Below are 18,870 nucleotides of genomic sequence, written 5' to 3'. Positions count from 1 at the left end.
AATTTTACAGGCGTTGTATCAAAATTACATTAAATAGACAAAGCGTCACCTATATTACTGCTGATAGTCAGCATATTAGTCAATGTATCAACTTTAGTGTTTTTTGAAAAGAGTTTAAAGGATAAGGCAGTATAGTTTCTGGAGATTTGATTCATCGAAAACGTCATAAACGATTTTCAACTCGATGAATCGAAAAACAAACATTCTGATCTGGTCTATTACTGCTGCTCTGGGCGGCTTCCTTTTTGGCTTTGATACGGCCGTTATTTCCGGGGTTGAGCAGTCACTCCAGACCCTATGGCATCTCAGTGTTTGGGAACATGGCCTCACCGTATCCATCGCGCTCATCGGTACGGTACTTGGGTCGATGCTGGGGGGTATTCCAGCTGAACAGTTGGGTCGCAAGAAAACGCTGTTTGGCATTGCCGTTCTCTACCTTATAGCGTCACTGGGTACAGCGCTGGCACCCAGTTGGGGCGTCTTTCTGCTTTTTCGGCTGCTGGGAGGATTGGGCGTAGGCGCATCGTCAGTGGCTGCACCCATGTATATCACGGAGATTTCACCAGCCAAATCGCGCGGAAAACTGGTGGGCATGTTTCAGTTCAATGTCGTATTTGGCATCCTGATCGCGTATCTGTCCAACTTTCTGCTCGCCGATATAGGAACAGAAGCCTGGCGCTGGATGCTGGGCATTCAGGCAGTGCCCTCCATTATTTTCCTGCTTGCGGTACTCTACATTCCGGAAAGTCCCCGCTGGCTGTTGCTGAAAAGAGGGAATGTGACTCAGGCTCGTGAGGTGCTGAATCTGATTGATCCGGACACCGCGGAGCAAACCCTCCGCGCTATTAAGCAAAGTCAGGTTGATTTGGCGATTTCCCCCCGTCTGTTTTCGAAAACGTATAAGACCCCCGTTATGCTGGCGATGTTGTTTGCGGTGTTTAATCAGGTATCGGGAATCAACGCCATTATCTACTATGCCCCCCGCATTTTTGAGATGACGGGGCTTGGCAAAAGCTCGTCTTTACTCTCTTCGGCCGGTATTGGGTTGATCAACCTGATCTTCACGCTGATCTCCATGAACCTGATAGACCGCTACGGTCGCCGGACGCTGATGAAAATCGGGTCAGTAGGACTGATTATTACGTTAGGGCTGGTTGCCCGCGCCTTTTATGTTCAGGACTTCGGCCTGACGGTTCCCATTTTGCTATTTGCCTACATTGCCTTTTTCGGTTTCTCACAAGGCGCTGTCATCTGGGTATTTATTGCCGAGATTTTTCCCAACGAAGTACGTGCCAGCGGACAGGCACTTGGCAGCTTTACGCACTGGTTCATGGCCGCCATCATCACCTTCACCTTTCCGTATCTGGCCGAGCAGTTCGGCGGAGGCAACACCTTCCTGTTTTTCTCTTTCATGATGGTGCTCCAACTGCTGTTTGTAGTTCGGCTGATGCCCGAAACAAAAGGGTCCAGCCTGGAAAAAATAGAAAGAACTGTTTTTGCTCACTAATCTCCTTTGACCATGACACCTAAAATTACTTGTTTTGGGGAAGTGCTGTGGGACGTTCTCCCCACCAGCAAACAACCCGGTGGAGCGCCGATGAATGTGGCCGTAGATCTCCGAAACCTGGGGCTTAATGCGCAGATCATCAGTCGCGTTGGCAGTGATGAACTAGGCCGGGAGCTGCTTGACTTTCTGGAGGACAAGGGTTTGCCGCTCGACTTGATCCAGATTGGCCAGACTCACCTGACGGGCGTCGCCAAAGCCAATATCTCGGATGCCAACGAGGTGACCTATAAAATTGTCCAGCCCGTGGCCTGGGACTACATTCATCTGGACCCGATCCTGATTGATGTGGTTCAAACCAGCGATCTGTTTGTGTACGGTAGCCTGGCGGCCCGCAGCCCGATGACGTTTGAAACGTTGCTGGCGCTGTTGGGAGTCGCTCGTCGGAAGGTATTCGATGTAAACCTGCGGGCACCCCACTACGAGCGAAATACGGTTGAACAGCTTCTGTACCAGGCTGACATTGTCAAGCTCAACGAGCATGAACTAGTGGAATTAGTAAGCTGGTATGGCGATCAGACGGACCTACATCAGGCCATGAAGCAACTCCGCGACCGATATGCCCTGGAGACCGTTTGTGTTACACTAGGCGAAAAAGGGGCTGCGATGTTGGATACGACCGGCTTTGTGCAACAGCCTGGCTTTCCCGTCGAGGTGACGGATACCATCGGCAGCGGTGACGCTTTTTTGTCAGGCTTTCTTTACAAAACCCTATCCGGTGAATCCGCACAGAAAATCCTGGAGTTCGCCTGTGCCCTGGGGGCTTATATGGCTACGCAACCAGGTGCCACGTCCCCGTTCTCAGAAGCCACCGTTCAGGCTTTTTTAAGAAAAACCTCTCTTTCTATTCATTAATTTAACCATTCGTAACCCTATGAACAAACATGTATTAGGATTGCTATTCTTGTTGATTAGCAACCACTTAGCCTTTTCGCAAAACCGATTGAACATCACGGGCAACGTGCGTTCCAAGGTCGACAATATGGTCATGCCCGGCGTGACAATTGTTGAAAAAGGAACCCAGAACGGAACCACCACCAGTGCCGACGGAACCTACAAGATTTCTGTATCGAACGGGGCAACGTTAACTTTCTCATTTGTCGGGATGCAGATCAAAGAGGTACCGGTTGGTAACGCCAGCACGGTCGATGTAGTCCTGGAAGATGATCTGCAAAATCTGAATGAGGTAGTCGTAACGGGCTATAAAGAAGAACGTAAAGCCGATTTAACGGGGGCTGTCGCCGTAGTTAAGGTGAGCGACATTAAAGACATGCCGGCCGCCAACGTGATGCAGAATTTACAGGGTCGGGTTGCCGGTGTGTACATCCAGACGGATGGCAATCCGGGTGCCGGGGCCAATGTGCAGATTCGGGGGGTGGGAACACTCGGTGGAGGCACCGGACCGCTGTACGTAATCGACGGTGTACCCACCACGGAAGGGCTGCAAACGCTCAATCAAAACGATATTGAGTCGATTCAGGTTCTGAAAGATGCCTCGGCGGCCAGTATCTACGGCTCACGGGCGGGTAACGGGGTCATTATCGTTACGACCAAACGAGCCAAAAAAGGCGTAAGCCGCGTTGAATTCACCGCTTACGCAACCGCTCAAAATTACATTTCCAAGCTAAATGTTCTGAACACGGAACAACGGGGACGGGTTTTCTGGCAGGCTGCTACGAACGATGGCGTTACCCCCGCCAGTCCGCTCTATCAGTTTCAATCCAAAGCCGGTCCCAATGGTCAGCCAGTACTGGACAAAATCACGCTCCCCGAATTCATTGATGGCGAAAAAACCATGCGCCCGGCCGATACCCGCTGGTTCGACGAAGTATCCCGAACGGGGGTCATTCAATCGTACAATCTGAATTTGTCGAATGGGGGCGAGCGGGGAAATATGCTCTTTTCGGTCAATTACTTCAATCATGATGGCATCATCCGGGAGTCGAACCTGAACCGGATCATTGCCCGGATGAATTCCGATTATAGTTTTCTCAATGGCCGCTTGAAAGTTGGCGAAAACCTGATGTTTACCAAGACCCGTCAGACCGAGATCCCAACGGGTGATATCATGTACCTGTCGCTGGTTCAACAGCCCATTGTACCGGTTCATACGGTCGATGGGGGGTGGGGCGGTCCAGCGCCCAGCATGACGGATCGGCACAACCCAGTCCGGCTCATTGAGGATAATAAACAGAATAAAACCTACGGCGGGCGGCTATTCGGTAATGCGTTCATCGACCTGGAAGTTATCCCAAATCTGCACCTGCGCTCGAACGTGGGGGTCGATTATACAATGACCAGTCTGCGGTCGATGTATAAATCGTATAAGTCAGGCTTTTTGTCCGATCCAACGAATCGGGTTACCAATAACAATAATTTCTTCGGAAACTGGGTATGGCAGAATACGCTGAATTATGCCGTAACGACCGGTAAAAGCCGCTTCGATCTGGTGGCGGGTAGTGAACAGATCAAATTCACCAGCCAGCAATTCTCGGCCAGCCGACAGAGTTTTGCCCAGCAAACGCCTGACTATATGTACCTGGATGCTGGCTCGGGCAATAAAGACAATGGTGGCAACGGTACTGCCTACAGCCTGATGTCATTTTTTGGCAAGCTGAACTATGCTTATAACGACCGCTACCTCGCTTCGGTTACGGTCCGGCGGGATGGGTCATCCCGTTTCGGGGAAGCCAATCGCTATGGTGTATTTCCAGCCATGTCACTTGGCTGGCGCCTGAGTGAAGAGGCTTTCATCAAAAACCAGGTTCCGGCCTTGTCCGATTTAAAACTGCGCTTCGGCTGGGGACAAACGGGTAACCAGAACATTGCCAATAATGCCATCTATGCCCTTTACGTAGCCGACTACGGTATTGATCCGACCTGGACGGAAGATTCGGGAACCGCCTATGACTTAAACGGCGCCAACACGGGTGGCCTGCCGTCAGGATTTCGGCGCACACAATTAGGGAATAACAACCTGAAATGGGAAACGCTGACCCAGACGAATTACGGTATCGACTTTGGCTTTTTCAACCAAAAGCTGGCAGGCTCTATCGATTACTTTGTAAAAAAGACAACGGATATTCTGGTGCAGCCACCTTATCTGGCCGTTGTTGGTGACGGGGGCGGTCGCTGGGTAAACGGCGCATCGCTTCAGAACAAAGGCATTGAAATCCAACTGGGTTATCAAAGCCGCATTGGGGATGTTAGTTACAATCTCTCCGGAAATGTATCGACCTACCGGAACAAAGTGATCAGCCTACCCGATGAAGTGGTCAATGTGTACGGCGGTAACGGCACCACCGATAACATTCTAGGGCGCTCGATTAACTCAGTTTACGGTTACGTAACGGACGGGTTGTTTCAGAACCAGGGCGACGTCGATGCGGCCGCTCAGCAGATCGGCAAAGGGATCGGGCGAATTCGTTACAAAGATCTCAACAACGATGGGAAGATCGACGTAGCAGACCGCACCTGGATTGGTATCAGAGATCCTAAATTCATGTATGGATTCAACGCCGGTGCGTCTTACAAGGGAATTGACATTGCCTTTTTCTTTCAGGGTGTGCAGGGTAACGACGTATATAACGATAACAAAATCCTGACTGATTTTTCGTCCCTCTGGGCCGGTACCAACTGGGGCGCCCGGACGCTGAATGCCTGGTCACCTGCCAACACCAGTTCGACGATTCCGGCGGTAACGCTAACCGACAAGAACAACGAGGGGCGCACATCCACCTACTTTGTTGAGAATGGCTCGTATCTGAAATTGCGTAACATCCAGATTGGCTATACGCTACCGAACGGATTGACACAGCGGCTAAAAATGCAGCGGGCCCGCGTGTATGTACAGGGGCAAAACATACTAACACTAAAGCCCGCCAGTAAGGCAAACAAATACACCGGAGTTGACCCCGAAACGCCGAATAGCGCCTATCCTCAGCCCGCCATGTATACCGCCGGTATCAACTTCTCTTTCTAACCCAAGCCGTTTCATTTTTTCATTCCAGCTCAAACACCTGCTTAATAAACAGGTAAGCCTGGAAAGACATAATCCAATAGATAGACCTTACTTATGAAATCGATAAAACACTGGATTCTAACGGGTGCGCTGCTGGCAGTCCACTTTTCCTGCCAGAATGCGCTGGATGTTACGCCCAAAGCCGTGATTAGCGGAGATGATCTGAATACCCCGGAAAACATCAATAAGATGTGCGTAGCGGCTTATTCGGCGCTAGGTAATGATCACTATACGGCTCCCTTTACGCTCTGGCCCTATGGCAATGTGCGTTCGGGCGATGCCTACAAAGGCGGTGGTGGAACGGCCGACCTGGTCGAATTCCATTTTTTTGAAACGTTTGCTTATATCCGGCCTGATTTAGGTCCGGCTGATGAACTCTGGTTTCGCTACTACGTCTCGATTTCACGGGCCAACGACGCCTTACGCCGGTTAAACGCCATTAGCGAAACTGCCCTACCCACTAAGAAAGCTCGGCAGGCTGAAATGCGTTTTCTGCGCGGCCATGCGTATTTCGAATTAAAGATCCTGTTCAATTTAATTCCCTACATTGATGAGACAGTTGCTGACGACCAGTACGCGGGCATCTCGAATGTTGCGTTGACCAGCGATCAGTTATGGGATAAAATTGTAGCCGATTTCAGGGTCGGCGCGCAGGATCTGCCCGTTACTCAGCCGGAAATAGGCCGGGCCAATCAGTTATCGGCGAAGGCGTATCTGGCCAAAGCGTTGCTGTATCAGGCCTATAAGCAGGATGTAAACTACAACGTAACAGGCATTGATCAGACCAAATTGCAGGAGGTCGTTAAATTAACCGACGATATCATCAACTCGGGTAAGTACGCGCTCTATGATGATTTCGCCAAAAACTTCCTGCCCGAATACGACAACGGCGCTGAATCGGTCTTTGCCATTCAACGCTCGCTCGACGATGGTACACCCAAAGGTCGACTTGACTGGAGCAGCATGCTCAACTATCCGATGAATCAGGAGTTTGGCTGTTGTGGTTTCCATCTGCCCAGTCAGAATCTGATCAATGCGTTTAAAACCGACAAAAACGGTTTACCCTTGTTTGACACCTACAATGCAAGTGACCTTAAAACAGTTGCTGATTTTAATGCTACCCCCGTCGACCCACGCGTCGATCATACGGTGGCTATTCCAGGGCATCCCTTCAAATACAAACCAAACTTTATCTTCAAGGCGGAGTGGGCGCGGGCACCGGAAATTTATGGGGCTACGGCTTCGCTGAAAGAGGTTGTGGCACCCGATAGCCCGGCTTTCCGAAAAGTACCGCCCTTTATGGGCAGCTCGAAAAATTCAGTTCTTATCCGGTATGCCGATATTCTGCTCTGGAAAGCCGAAGCGCTTATTGAACTGGGCCGTCAGGACGAAGCACTGCCCCTTATTAATCAACTCCGCGAACGGGCAGGCAAAAGCACGTCTCTCTTAAAAGACGCTCTGGGGAAAGCGACGTCGAACTATGCCATTGGCACCTATAAACCAGGTATCAACATCGTGTGGAATCAGGCTACGGCTCGTCAGGCACTGCGCTGGGAGCGCAGGCTGGAGCTGGCTATGGAAGGCAATCGTTTCTTCGACCTGGTCCGCTGGGGTGTTGCCGCTGAGTATTTGACTACTTATTTCTCGGCGGAGAAAACCAAGCGCGAATATTTAAAAGAAGCGAAGTTCACTAAAAATCGCGACGAATATTTACCCATTCCTTTAAACCAAATTAACTTCAGTAAAGGCCTTTACAAACAAAATCCCGGTTTTTGATCGACACAGGCTATTCGTCAGGCTGAATTGTTCCCACAATTCAGCCTGACTTTTCCGGGTAGCTTACGCTGCCTTGTTTCTCGCCTTGACTTTCCATCAATTTCTTATGAAAAAACTACTCATCGTTCTGGTTGTCTTAGCAACCATTAGTCCTGCACTGGCCCAAACGACCCAACTGGAGCTGCACCGTCCTCAGCTTCATTTCTCCCCTAAAGTGGGCTGGATGAATGATCCCAATGGGATGGTCTATGTGAAAGGTACCTATCATTTATTTTTCCAGCATTATCCAACTGGTACAAAGTGGGGACCGATGCACTGGGGACATGCTACCAGTAAAGACTTGGTTAATTGGCAGGAACACCCCATTGCCCTTTACCCCGATAGTTTGGGCTGGATTTTCTCGGGCAGTGCCGTCTTCGATGTCAAGAACACCAGCGGCTTCGGCAAAAATGGGCAGACACCTATAGTGGCTATTTTTACCCACCATAACCAAGATTTAGAAAAGAAAAAATCCGATAAATTTCAATATCAGAGCCTGGCGTATAGTCTGGATGAAGGTAAAACCTGGACTAAGTACGCAGGGAACCCAGTGTTACACAACCCGGGCATTAGTGATTTTCGTGATCCTAAAGTACGCTGGTATGAACCCCAGCAAAAGTGGATCATGACCCTGGCGACAAAAGACCGTGTTACCTTTTATTCGTCACCAAATTTAAAAACCTGGTCAAAGGAAAGTGATTTCGGTAACAGTGTGGGGGCTCACGGGGGCGTTTGGGAGTGTCCGGATTTGTTTCCTCTGGAGTATAATGGCAAGAAGGCATGGGTATTGCTGGTTAGCATCAACCCTGGTGGCCCAAACGGTGGCTCGGCTACCCAATATTTTGTAGGTGATTTTGACGGAAAAACGTTCAAGCCCTATTCAACCAAAACGAAGTGGATGGATTATGGAACGGATAATTATGCTGGCGTAACCTTTTCTAATACAGGCAATCGAGTTATCCTGATGGGTTGGATGAGCAACTGGCAATATGCAAACATAGTGCCCACTGATTCCTGGCGAAGTGCCAACACGATACCACGTGAACTAGGGTTGACAGAAATCAATCAGGAACTGTTTTTGACGTCTGAACCCGTTAAAGAACTGACTGCGTTAAAAGGGCAAAGCCTTTCACTAAAAAATCTACCCGTTTATAATGGGTACGATTTAACGGCGAAAGTCAGTAACAAAACAGGCTTGTTTAAACTGGAGCTGGCCACGCAGGCGACGGCAGACTTTTCCATCACACTAGGCAACAAAAAAGGTGATGAATTGATAATCGGTTACGATAAACAAGCGAATGAGTACTACATAGACCGGAGCCATTCGGGTAAGGTCAATTTTGAAAAAGGCTTTGGTAAACGACATTCAGCCCCACGGCTATCGGCGGATTCAAAACTATCGCTTGTGCTTGTAGCGGATGTTGCTTCAGTCGAATTGTTTGCCGATAGTGGTCTTACCGTTATGACAGACATCTTTTTTCCGAATACGGAACTGACGAAATTATACCTAAAGTCGGCTACCGGGATTTCGATAACAGCTCTAACCTATACATCACTGGACGCTTCTGTTAATAAGGGGCTTTAAGTGTGATGATCAGCACTTGATTGAGCACGTTAGCCTAACGATAGAAAATCCTGTTGAAGGCTAAATCACGTAAATGGTTAATTAAATGCCTATTTAGGAGGCAGTCTTGGGGCACCTATTTCAGAAGCCTTCTCAAATACCCTTGAGAAGGCTTCTGAAATAGGTGCCCCTTCGCGAAGGGCTAGTATTAGTTGATAGTAGTTGAGATTTTCCCCTCTGCGTATGCTACGAAAAGTAGTTGATAATTATTAAAACAAGCCGTCCAATTAAACGCCCGTTTTGAGTGACAGTTGCCGAATTTAAAACGAATGACCCAATCATACCTCTGCTCAATCTCAAATTGTTATCTCATAAATCAAGGTATCATTTTCAGCGATGGGTGTGAGTTTGCGAAACAGAAATTTTAAGCTAATTGAGGAATTGTCTTGGTGTTCCGTTGCGTGCTTTCCAGAGTTATCCGATTCCCATTGAAAGAGTTGCATGATAAAAAGCACATACAGCAGGGAGCAGGGTTCTACTCTATAATTAGGTTTGCACGTTGCCAACACTTGACAAACAATACACTTTACTATACCTTTCGGCTAAATAGACTTAAACTCGTCCAGCGGGTAGAAAGGAGTGTGAGCGATGGTTATTGGATTCGTAGTTTTCTTCTTGTTTTTCTTCATTCGTGGCTTTTTGCAGCAACGTCAACGTCAGCGTATTGACAAGCTGCAACGTGATATTGACCAGATGAGTCGACAGTTGCGTCAGCAAGAACGTCGGTAAGGATTCGTATAAATGCAGAAAGCTCCGCTTGTGACGGAGCTTTTATGTTTGAAAGATAGTGCCCTTATAATGGCCGGGCTTTCATGATGTCCTTGTTCTGAACTTGAAACGCTAGTTCTCGACCGCCGTTTTGTTCACCAATCACAATCAGCAGCTGCTTGTTGCCCGGGATAGTAAACCTCTGGAAGGCATATACTCGCTCAATTTTCTGGTGTCCTCGTACCGTTGTAATCGCTTCATTGTGCACATAGATTGGTCGTAGCTCAATTTCCTGCCGGGAAGTCAGTTTGGCAGTTTTACCATCTACAATGAAGTACCGTACATAATCGATGTCGTAGTTTAGATTCGATTCGTTTTCAATGGCCAGCCGGTAGTAAAGCACGTTATCTTTCACATAAAGACCCCGTAAACGAGCTTCCATCTTATTAGCCTCAGTTCCCCGTTTTCCTCGGCTACGATTCCGTAGTATACGATCGCTAGCATAAACGATGTCTGACTGCGTTGCTTTCACCCCTGCGAACTGAATGCCTCCTTCCTGGCCATCGATACCATTTACAGATTGGATGCGATCGTTTAAGTTAATCTGACTGCCCTGGCTTCCCGGCTCCGTTTTTCCAGACCCTGCCAGGTTGAGGGCCAGGACCGCTGGCGTTTCATTGTAGTTGACCACGAAGCTGTAGAACTTGCCGTCAGTGGTCATTACCGAAAAATTGGTTTCGTTGAAGCCGATTTGGGACGCTTTTACTTTCAGCACGTTTTCTACGTCAGCCGCTTTGTCGGCCATGATGCTGCGGCTTCCCAGGTCGACTGACCGTACGGCCGTTGGGAAAATGATCGATACCGTTTTGTTGTACGCCAAATCGACGTAGTAGGAACGGATTATGTGCTGGGGCTGTATAAGCGCTTCCGGAGAAGTGCGTGGAGCCCCTGAAGCCGAAAGGGGCTTATTGCCGGGTAGGTTCACGGCAATCGTACTTTCAGCTCGATGCGTGCTGTCTGGCTTACCAACCGTTTGTTGCTGAACTAACAGCATAGGGCTTTCAGGGATGGGAGGCCGGCCCGGTACGTCCCGCTTGTTTATCAATTTTGCGTACGTACGCTTGATATACGTTGGTTTGCGTTGCGCCATACTTGGACCCGACAGGATGAGGAGCGCGCTAACAGAAAAAATAAGTCGTTTCATATACTTCAGTAATTACCTGGCTAAGCTCATTTGAGCAGTACATAATAGTTTCCTTTCAGCGTAGCTTTCTGTTGGACAATCTTTCGTTGAAGAATGCTTCGAGCACCAGACAAGCCTGACTGTGCAGCTGATATGCCGGCCATTGTTGCGGCTGCTTTGGCGCTACTCGCTGAGGTACCATTCAGATTGTAGTTAGCTCCGCTAATCGTCTGTCCCAGCAGTTGCTTTCCTTCTTGCGCAGCCAGCACGTTCGGGACGAACACGCCAGGCATACCATCCATATCGTGTACTGTGAGCTTAATTGGAAATATGTGTCCTTCGTACTGAAGATTATTCAGCGTGATACCCACACGTTCAGTACCAAAACTGCCAGTACCGAAAACCAGTGTATTGGCCGGAATGAGAACACCTCGTACGGTTACTGGCTCCAATAAGCGAAGCTGCACTCGTCCTCCATCGGTAATTTGCTGATCTTGATGAATGACAGCCCGGATGGTGCCCAGCTCTTCCGTTAAGGCCGATTCCTGACCCCCTTTCTGATCTTGTGTGTATAGCCCGTAGAAACCATTCAATCGTCGATTGGTGGTTTCCCCCAACGTAGAGACGACAGCTCCTGATTCTGCTTTACGCGGCCGCTCCCCTTCGCGGGCAATAGCCGCCTTGGCTTCTTTGTCCCGCTTGTACTCTGTCAACAAAGCCAGTAGTCGCTGTCTGTCGTCTACTTGTTTCTGTACATCCCGTCTGGGCAGTGCCTCCTCATTAAATTCATTAGGAAGCGCCATTTGGGGATAACCTGTTGAGACCGCTCGTATTCGATTGTTTGGACGGAGCCTACCTCCTACCCTGTTTTGACGCGGAGGGGGCGAAGGGTTATACAACGAGTCCATCGCGGCAAATTCCGGATCGATTGCTTCGGGCATCCGTTTTTGCTTGTATACGTAAGGGTCGAGCGTAGCAGGTAAACCCGTAGAGGGCGCTGATTCAGGTATTGCAGCGACAACACCAGTTTGCATACCGTTGACGGTAGACTGACTGTTTAAGCCTTGTCGCTGCTGGGCTGCCTGTAACTCCAACTTAGACTTGGGTACGCTGTCGGTTTGTGCGATAGGGATCGTTGCGTTCACATTATTAATGAGGGGCATTTGTTTACCCTCAGTCCCCGCAATCAGGAAGTACCCGGTTGATCCAAGAGCAAGTAATAGCACGGGTGCTGTCATCCAAAACCGTTTGTCTTTCAAAACGTCCTGAAACGATTTGCGAGCCGTTGGTGCTTCGGCCGGATCAGTCGTATCCGCAGGTGACGGATTATCGATGTAATTTTCTGGTTGAGTCGGATAGGTAAGGTTCATGAGTTACACGTTGGGTTTCTGAATGATTAGATACCTTCGGGGTTAATGGTTGACCCTTGGAGAAAGAGTTTGGCAGGGCAGGTGGCTGGTGCGATAAATTCATACTCACGGACCACCCACCCAGTAGCAAAAGGGTAAAAAATGCGGCCAGCACGTGCCATTTTCGCTCAGATACAGGTCGACTTTCCCACCCTCGCAGTCTTCGGACAACAAGTCTGCGCCATAAACGCCAGTACGTATGATGTGGCCTTTTCATAGATTCGAAGTCTGGTTGGACCGCTGAACCGTTTCGATGTCCTGATTCTGGACCACCTTGAATCGCTCAATCATGAAGCCATGCGGGTTATTGTCCGTCCTGGCCACATCAATGAGGTAGCACTCCGTCACTAATTTTCGGATGGTAATGTTGTTTGCCCGGATCAGCAGTTGCCGTCCGCTGGTCACCACGCGATAGGGCGATTGGCTGAAATTGACCTCGACTTTATCAATCTCTACCTTCTGGTGTACGTTACCCTGAATCAGCTGTCCATAATATCCCGCTTCCTGTAGATCCTGATACAACCTGACAACCGAGCGATCGCCCAGGTACGTTGCTTCTCGGATATTACCTTCCACCTGTTTCTCGTCGGGCTCAAGCGTGAAAAAGAGTCGATGAAATGTCTTGATGTGGTCTTTTGCTTCAGCTGGCCGGTTGATATTCTGTTCCTGAGCGAGGGCTACCATAATGGACTTTCCATTATCGAGTACGTACACCTTTTGGCGACTGGCCGACACCTCGGCGAAAGCCCAGTAGGCTACACCCAGCGCGAACGCGAGGCTTCCAACTACCGCAGTGATGGCCATCCAGCGCACCATTTTGAAGGATGTTTCTAAATTGGTCAGGTAACGAAATTGTCCATTCATGTTAGATGCTGTTTGAGGTCGGTTGCGATTTTGAAGATGAGAAAGCACTGGCAACGGTTCGACCAAGTGAGGCTGCTCCAGCCCCGGCTGCCTGTCCTGTGCTGGCCCCGGCTACCATTGCCGTTGGTTGTGTGGCTGAACTAATGGCATCGCCTACCCCGGTAGATTCAATGATGTAGGAAGCTACTTTAGGAATTGACAGGTACGCTCCAGCGCCAATGAAATAGAAAATGATTAGCCCCCAATCGGACGAACCCATGCCGGTATTTCCCGATCGCAGCTGCTCATCGAATACGGCCAGGTCTTGATTCAGCATGGAAATGTGGATTGTCTCCAGAATTGAACCCAGAATATTGACCAGCGGAATGTATAGCAGGATATGGATCAGGCGCGAGAACCAGGCTGCTAGACCGGAGTAAAACCATTCGAAGGTGGCTAGGCCAAAGGTGATTGGGCCGGTAAGGGCCAGTACAATCAAAAAGAATGTGCTGATCAGTTTGATGTAAATAGCCGCCAGATCGTAGAAGATTTCCCCCAGCCAACTCAGAAACTGATCAAAGTAATACTGCATGACCCCGCTCACGGCATTTCCCACCAAACTGTTACCGCTACCTGTGGGGCCGAATACAGTCTTGACAACATCCCAGGTGCCGATCTCGCCATCTTCGCCGGGCGGAATGAGAATCTTATCCCAATTCTCTTTGACCTTTGCTTTCTTGACCTGGTTCAATCGCTCCACTTCCGCTTTTTGACTGGCCACCATCGAGCCGGTTCCTTTATCAAGTAATCGCCCGATGCCCACCATACTTTTAACCAAGAGCGGATAGCTGAGCAGACAAAGGGCTAGGGCAAAGGGACGAAGTAGTGGATATACATCGATGGGCTCGGCCCGGGACATGTGCCCCCAGATCCGATAAAAGACGTAACAGAGTGCGCCGATGAAGCCAATAGCCTGCCCGAAGGCAACCAATGCCCCAAATCCATCTGAGAACTGGGTGAACACCTCGTCAATAGATGTTTCCAGTACGGGCGAAACCAACAGAATTGCCTGCATACAGTTGAGGGTTAGCGGTATGATTGAGTCCGCAGGTATTTGGTCTGGTACGCTTTCCGATTACGTTGGTATTTGTAATAGTCCAGCCCCTGCGAAGTGATTTTGTCCATCGCCAGCAGCGTTGTGCGACGGGCCTTGCTTTCCTTATCAATTTCGCGGAGCAGCCGAAGCCGGTCCGCTGGTGATAGGTACGCCGTTTGACCCTGCTTCTCGACGAGGGCCATTTTTGCCTTCAATGGTTTGTCATCAGCTAGCAACGACGAGCGAGCTGAGGCTAACACTGTCCAGCCAATGTCCTCGTTTGTATAGCGCGCATCAATGTCCTCTTTCATAAGCCGAGCATTGGTGGGATCTGTGATTGTTATGGCGACAGGCAGCCCATCTGTCCACAATGCCTTCACTGACTCGTCAATGGCCTGGCGACGGGTGCCTTGCATCATGTCCATCGGAGCTTTGTTCATCGCTTGCTGATAAGCATATTTGACTTTAAAGTCCTGATAACGAACTTTATTGATCCGTTCCTGGCCGTCTTTCCAGGTTCTTTTCAGTTGCTCAATAGCTTTTGCGAGGTCCTTATTCTTCTGTTTTTGGTATTGCTCCATGATCTCGGTAGCAATCGGAGCCAGTACAGTAGCATCAGCAATTCCTTTGACCACCTCGTCCATGACCTTTTCTTTTATAAGCTCACCATAGTCGAGTCCAGCATCTTTTAAACCCGCCATTATATCGCTTTCTGATACGCGTAATAGTTGGTCAATTTCGGATTGAATGATGTTGCTACCCCTGTTTCCAATTGGTATCGTATTGGCAGAGGGCATCTGTGCGTTGGCAGTCCCGACTAAGCAGCTGAGCCAGACCCAGTATAGTGTTCTCTTTTTCATCTGGTTTGATAGGTAGTAGAGCGGGTCCTTACTGTCCGGTTTAGCGTTGAATTTTGTTTGTACAATCCCTGCCTGTAAGCGTTTTTAGCTATTTCCCGAGATCGGAATTGATAGGTCGCTCGGATTAGAGCTACTGTCTGATTGGTACGCTTGATGCGGTCATAGAGGTCTGTTCGAACCGCATTCAGGGCTGATAATCGTTCCCCTTCTGACATCCACACCGGTTTACTACCAAGGTTAATGATTGTTTTAACCTCAGCTTCCAGGTCGCTTGTCTCCGCAACCCCCTGTATCACCTGTCGCATTGCTGCCGCTTCTTTAGCCGTAAATGCTGACGTATTCAGAAATTTGTCGGCCGCTTTCTTACTGGCTCCAATGGCACCGGTAAGCTGGTTTAGATTTAGCTCCCGATAGTAGGTAGCAAAGGCAGGCGAGAGCTCCATGTGTGCTTTTTTCCAGGCGTAGTCTACCTTGTAGTTTTGATACTCGATCTTTTGCTGCTTGGATAAACCGTCCTTCACCATCGACTGAAGCGATTTAACCGCCGAGATAGGCGAAACGTCAAATAGTTGGCCCAGGGCATTACCAAGCAATCCGGTAAGCTCATCCTGAATACCCTGCATTATGGAATTCTCTGTTTCGCCGATGATACTCTCGATTTCCCCGGATAACTCATCGCCTAAACCACCAAGCAACGTCTGTCCTGGTGGCCTTTGTTGTGGAGGCTGACCCGGATTTGTGGTGTCCACTTCAGCCATCGCCGGCTTAACGTGTAAGCCATTTGGTACGCTCCAAACACCGGCCTGAATGGGGTACATCCCACCAAAAAGGCAAAGGCTGGTCAAGAGCAGTTTGTTAACAGACTGCTTCACTTCGGTATAGAAATAGATTCGCAGATTTAGCGACTAACGAGAGTGCCGGTCTTTACTTCGTCGGCGTAGTCGCGCAGGGCTAAGTCGTAATTACCGCCGTAGGATTCCACCTTTTCTTCGAGCCGCATTTTTTCAGTTTGCTCGGTTGAATAAGCCAGATACTCTTCGGTCGATACTTCGACGCCATATACTTTTGATTCTTGTCCTCCCCAGGAGATAAAGACCTCTTTGTATTTTCGCTTTGGGTCGAGGTCCCGGTTCAATGACAGGCAAAGATCTTTTTCCTTATCTGTCAGGGCCAGCAAATCCTTTACGTGGGAAAACTTGTTGCGGTACTTGCGCTGGTCTAGCAGGATCTTGGTGTCTGCATTGTTGATGATCGAGTCTTTAACGATCTTGTTGCCAATGATGTCGTCCACTTCCTGCGTGACGATCCAGGCTTCCCCGAAAAACTTACGTACCGTTTTGTAGAGGTATTTGATGTATTCAGCCATCCCATCTTTCATGATGGCTTTCCAGGCCTCTTCAATGAGAATTATCTTCCGAACCCCATTCAGCTTTCTCATTTTTGAAATGAAAGTGTCCATGATGATAATCGTAACCACCGGGAAGAGGATCGGGTGATCCTTGATGTTGTCCAGCTCAAATACGATAAAGGGTATGTTCAGCAGATCCAGATTAGCCCGGCTATTGAGTAGCTCCTCGTATTCGCCACCCCTGTAAAAGGGCCGTAGTACATAGATGAAGTTATCATAATCGAAATAGCCGATTTGTACTCTGTGTTCGTCCAGGTACCGGGGGAAATCTGACTGCATAAACTCGTAGAACGAGTTAAAACAGGGGAAGGTATCCGGATTATTGGGCAGGTAACTTTCGAAATATTGCGTTACAGCATCCGAAAGCGCGGTGTATTCTGACATCGTTTGCCGTTCGTCACTTCGTTTCCAGAGCGTCTGCAGCAGTACCTTGATGGCTTCTTTCTTCTCGACGTCGGGGAGCAGGCGGTTTTCGATAAAGAATGGATTGAAGTTAATCGGTTCTTCTTCTGAATAAGTAAGATACAGCCCACCTAGCATATCGCACAGTCCGCGGTACGAATGGCCAACATCAACAATGACGGCATGGCTACCCTGAACGTGAAAACTTCGCAGTGCATGGTTGGTAAAGAACGATTTGCCGCTGCCCGATGGACCCAATATGAACTTGTTCCGATTCGTTACCCACCCTTTGTTCATGGGGTGATCGGATAAGTCGACCAGTAACGGCTTTCCGCTCATCCGCTCAACCAGTTTCACGCCGTAGTGCGAGACAGAATCATAGTAGTTTGTTTCCTGGTTGAGCAGACACACTGATTGCGGCACAAAAGACCAGTACTTGTCTTCACTGGGCAGATCGGCCGCGTTACCGGGTATGCCTGCCCAGAATAGACCCAACGCGTCCTTCGTGTTTTCACGGGGACGAACGCCTAACTTGGCGATGGCTGAAGAAACCAGATTGCGCAGTACTGGTAAACGGCTTCTGTCTTCGGTCCAGACCTGAACGTTGAAATGAGAACGTACCGGCGTAAAACCAGTCTCAGCTGCATAGCTTAGATACTGGTTCAGTAGCATGGCGTTCACTTCGTTATCCTTCCCAAAGTTGGCCAGTGACCTCATTTGTGTAGCCCGTTGCTCTAATTTGGGGAATGCCGCCTGCTTATCCTCGATAAAGATGTACTGGTTGTAAATGTGATTACAAGGTAGCATCAGCGAAATCGGAGCCGCATAGCTTACCGACACATTCGACCTTTCTGTGGAGAGTGCTTCAACCCGGTTATTGGTGTGTACCCACTCGGGCAGATCGTCAATATCCGAGATTGTGTAGAATTTGGCATACTTCCCCCCAACACGTAACTCCTCATCCATCTCTAAATCCGCCAGCGTTACTACCTCATCGCGGAGCGATAAACTCATATATCGCTCTAATAAGCCCGCTTTTTCGCTCGTACCGGCCAATTTGGCTGATCGTAGCCGACGCAGGCCAATTAACCGGCTACTTTCCAGAATCGAAGTGAACTGCTCAACGCTGTTAAAGAACTCCTCAACTTTGTGCTTATCCCCTACTTCCTTTGGTATCAGTCGACCACGCGCCAGCGATGTTTTGACCGCACTCACGTCCCGTCGTTCTGGATGGGTTTTGGTTAAATACAGGTAGCACTCGTGGTGGAGGTAGGGACGCTCATTGAAATGGCGATCACTGGCCCGATCAAGGAATGTGCGTTGCGTTGTGCCTGCTCCTTCGCCTGAAGTTTGATAGTTTTCTTCTACGAACCAATCCTGTTTGTGCAGGATCGTATAGCTTGGCAGTACACCTAACGCTTTTGTCCATACGTTGCACAGGGTGATGTAATCTCCCTGCTCAACGCGCCCCTCCCCTACCCCATCGAAACTTGCATTTTGGGTAAATATTTCTGGTAAGCTAACGGCGAAGCAAACGGTCAAATCCCCGTGAACCGATATGAGGCAATCCTGCTCAATGGCTCTTAGGGGAAACACGTCATGAATAGCTTTACTTTTTAGGTTCATGCCTCAGTTGTTTATATATCCCCGAACTTCTAACCATGATCAATTTAGGCTGTCTGCCCCGTCCCTGTGTTCGGGCCATTCCCCGTTCCCCATGCACCCGGGAAATCCGTACCAGTTGTCCATAGAGTACAATCAGCCCAACTAGGTACGTACCATAACAAATCAATCCTGACCAGCCAGTTACGATCATAATGAACGTACTTACAACCAGCAGTCCAACAGCTGCTCCTCCTAAGACCATCAGGAAATTCATTCCTCTGATGCCGAGTACCTGAGGTGGCCTATCCACTCCTTTATTAACTCGAAACATA

General features: G+C 49.1%; 14 protein-coding genes. 5 read left to right on the top strand and 9 right to left on the bottom strand.

Annotation, left to right across the window (positions count from 1 at the left end; all coding sequences use genetic code 11):
• Nucleotides 1-184: 184 nt before the first annotated feature.
• The 5 genes from ACYVK4_RS11450 to ACYVK4_RS11430 all read left to right on the top strand — a co-directional run bounded on the left by ACYVK4_RS11450 (nt 185) and on the right by ACYVK4_RS11430 (nt 8,985).
• Nucleotides 185-1,507, top strand: a complete 1,323-nt coding sequence (locus ACYVK4_RS11450; protein ID WP_461127643.1) for a sugar porter family MFS transporter — start codon at nt 185-187, stop codon at nt 1,505-1,507.
• A 12-nt stretch (nt 1,508-1,519) separates the two neighbouring features.
• Entirely contained in the window at nt 1,520-2,419 is a 900-nt protein-coding gene (locus tag ACYVK4_RS11445) for a carbohydrate kinase family protein (RefSeq protein WP_461127642.1), read from the top strand.
• Between the two features lie 19 nt (nt 2,420-2,438).
• The gene (locus tag ACYVK4_RS11440) at nt 2,439-5,546 is read left to right on the top strand and encodes a SusC/RagA family TonB-linked outer membrane protein (protein ID WP_461127641.1); all 3,108 of its coding nucleotides are present in this window, start codon (nt 2,439-2,441) and stop codon (nt 5,544-5,546) included.
• A 93-nt stretch (nt 5,547-5,639) separates the two neighbouring features.
• Nucleotides 5,640-7,361, top strand: a complete 1,722-nt coding sequence (locus ACYVK4_RS11435) for a RagB/SusD family nutrient uptake outer membrane protein (RefSeq protein ID WP_461127640.1) — start codon at nt 5,640-5,642, stop codon at nt 7,359-7,361.
• Between the two features lie 106 nt (nt 7,362-7,467).
• Entirely contained in the window at nt 7,468-8,985 is a 1,518-nt protein-coding gene (locus tag ACYVK4_RS11430; protein WP_461127639.1) for a glycoside hydrolase family 32 protein, read from the top strand.
• 591 nt (nt 8,986-9,576) lie between these two features.
• On the opposite strand, the gene ACYVK4_RS11425 is transcribed toward ACYVK4_RS11430, so the two are convergent.
• From ACYVK4_RS11425 to ACYVK4_RS11385, 9 genes are all read right to left on the bottom strand, one after another.
• Entirely contained in the window at nt 9,577-9,741 is a 165-nt protein-coding gene (locus ACYVK4_RS11425) for a hypothetical protein (RefSeq protein WP_461127638.1), read from the bottom strand.
• A gap of 76 nt (nt 9,742-9,817) precedes the next feature.
• Nucleotides 9,818-10,936 (bottom strand): conjugative transposon protein TraN, encoded by a 1,119-nt coding sequence (gene traN, locus ACYVK4_RS11420; protein ID WP_461127637.1) that lies wholly within the window; start codon nt 10,934-10,936, stop codon nt 9,818-9,820.
• Between the two features lie 26 nt (nt 10,937-10,962).
• Nucleotides 10,963-12,285: a conjugative transposon protein TraM gene (gene traM, locus ACYVK4_RS11415; protein WP_461127636.1), complete on the bottom strand. Its 1,323-nt coding sequence runs from the start codon at nt 12,283-12,285 to the stop codon at nt 10,963-10,965.
• 252 nt (nt 12,286-12,537) lie between these two features.
• Nucleotides 12,538-13,188, bottom strand: a complete 651-nt coding sequence (gene traK / locus ACYVK4_RS11410) for a conjugative transposon protein TraK (RefSeq protein WP_461127635.1) — start codon at nt 13,186-13,188, stop codon at nt 12,538-12,540.
• 1 nt (nt 13,189) lies between these two features.
• Nucleotides 13,190-14,242 (bottom strand): hypothetical protein, encoded by a 1,053-nt coding sequence (locus tag ACYVK4_RS11405; protein WP_461127634.1) that lies wholly within the window; start codon nt 14,240-14,242, stop codon nt 13,190-13,192.
• Nucleotides 14,243-14,253: 11 nt separating this feature from the next.
• Nucleotides 14,254-15,123: a hypothetical protein gene (locus ACYVK4_RS11400; protein WP_461127633.1), complete on the bottom strand. Its 870-nt coding sequence runs from the start codon at nt 15,121-15,123 to the stop codon at nt 14,254-14,256.
• A complete protein-coding gene (locus ACYVK4_RS11395; protein ID WP_461127632.1) occupies nt 15,120-15,995 on the bottom strand; it encodes a hypothetical protein in 876 nt (291 codons plus the stop codon). Before ACYVK4_RS11395 ends, ACYVK4_RS11400 begins: the two co-directional genes overlap by 4 nt.
• Before the next feature lie 26 nt (nt 15,996-16,021).
• Entirely contained in the window at nt 16,022-18,559 is a 2,538-nt protein-coding gene (locus tag ACYVK4_RS11390; RefSeq protein ID WP_461127631.1) for a TraG family conjugative transposon ATPase, read from the bottom strand.
• Nucleotides 18,543-18,869, bottom strand: coding sequence for a DUF4133 domain-containing protein (locus ACYVK4_RS11385; protein WP_461127630.1), 327 nt, complete (start codon nt 18,867-18,869; stop codon nt 18,543-18,545). Before ACYVK4_RS11385 ends, ACYVK4_RS11390 begins: the two co-directional genes overlap by 17 nt.
• Between the last annotated feature and the right edge of the window lies 1 nt (nt 18,870).

This window comes from Spirosoma aerophilum (assembly GCF_054782495.1).
Note: the sequence above shows the minus strand (reverse complement) of the source record. Positions and strands in the feature narration are given on the sequence as shown.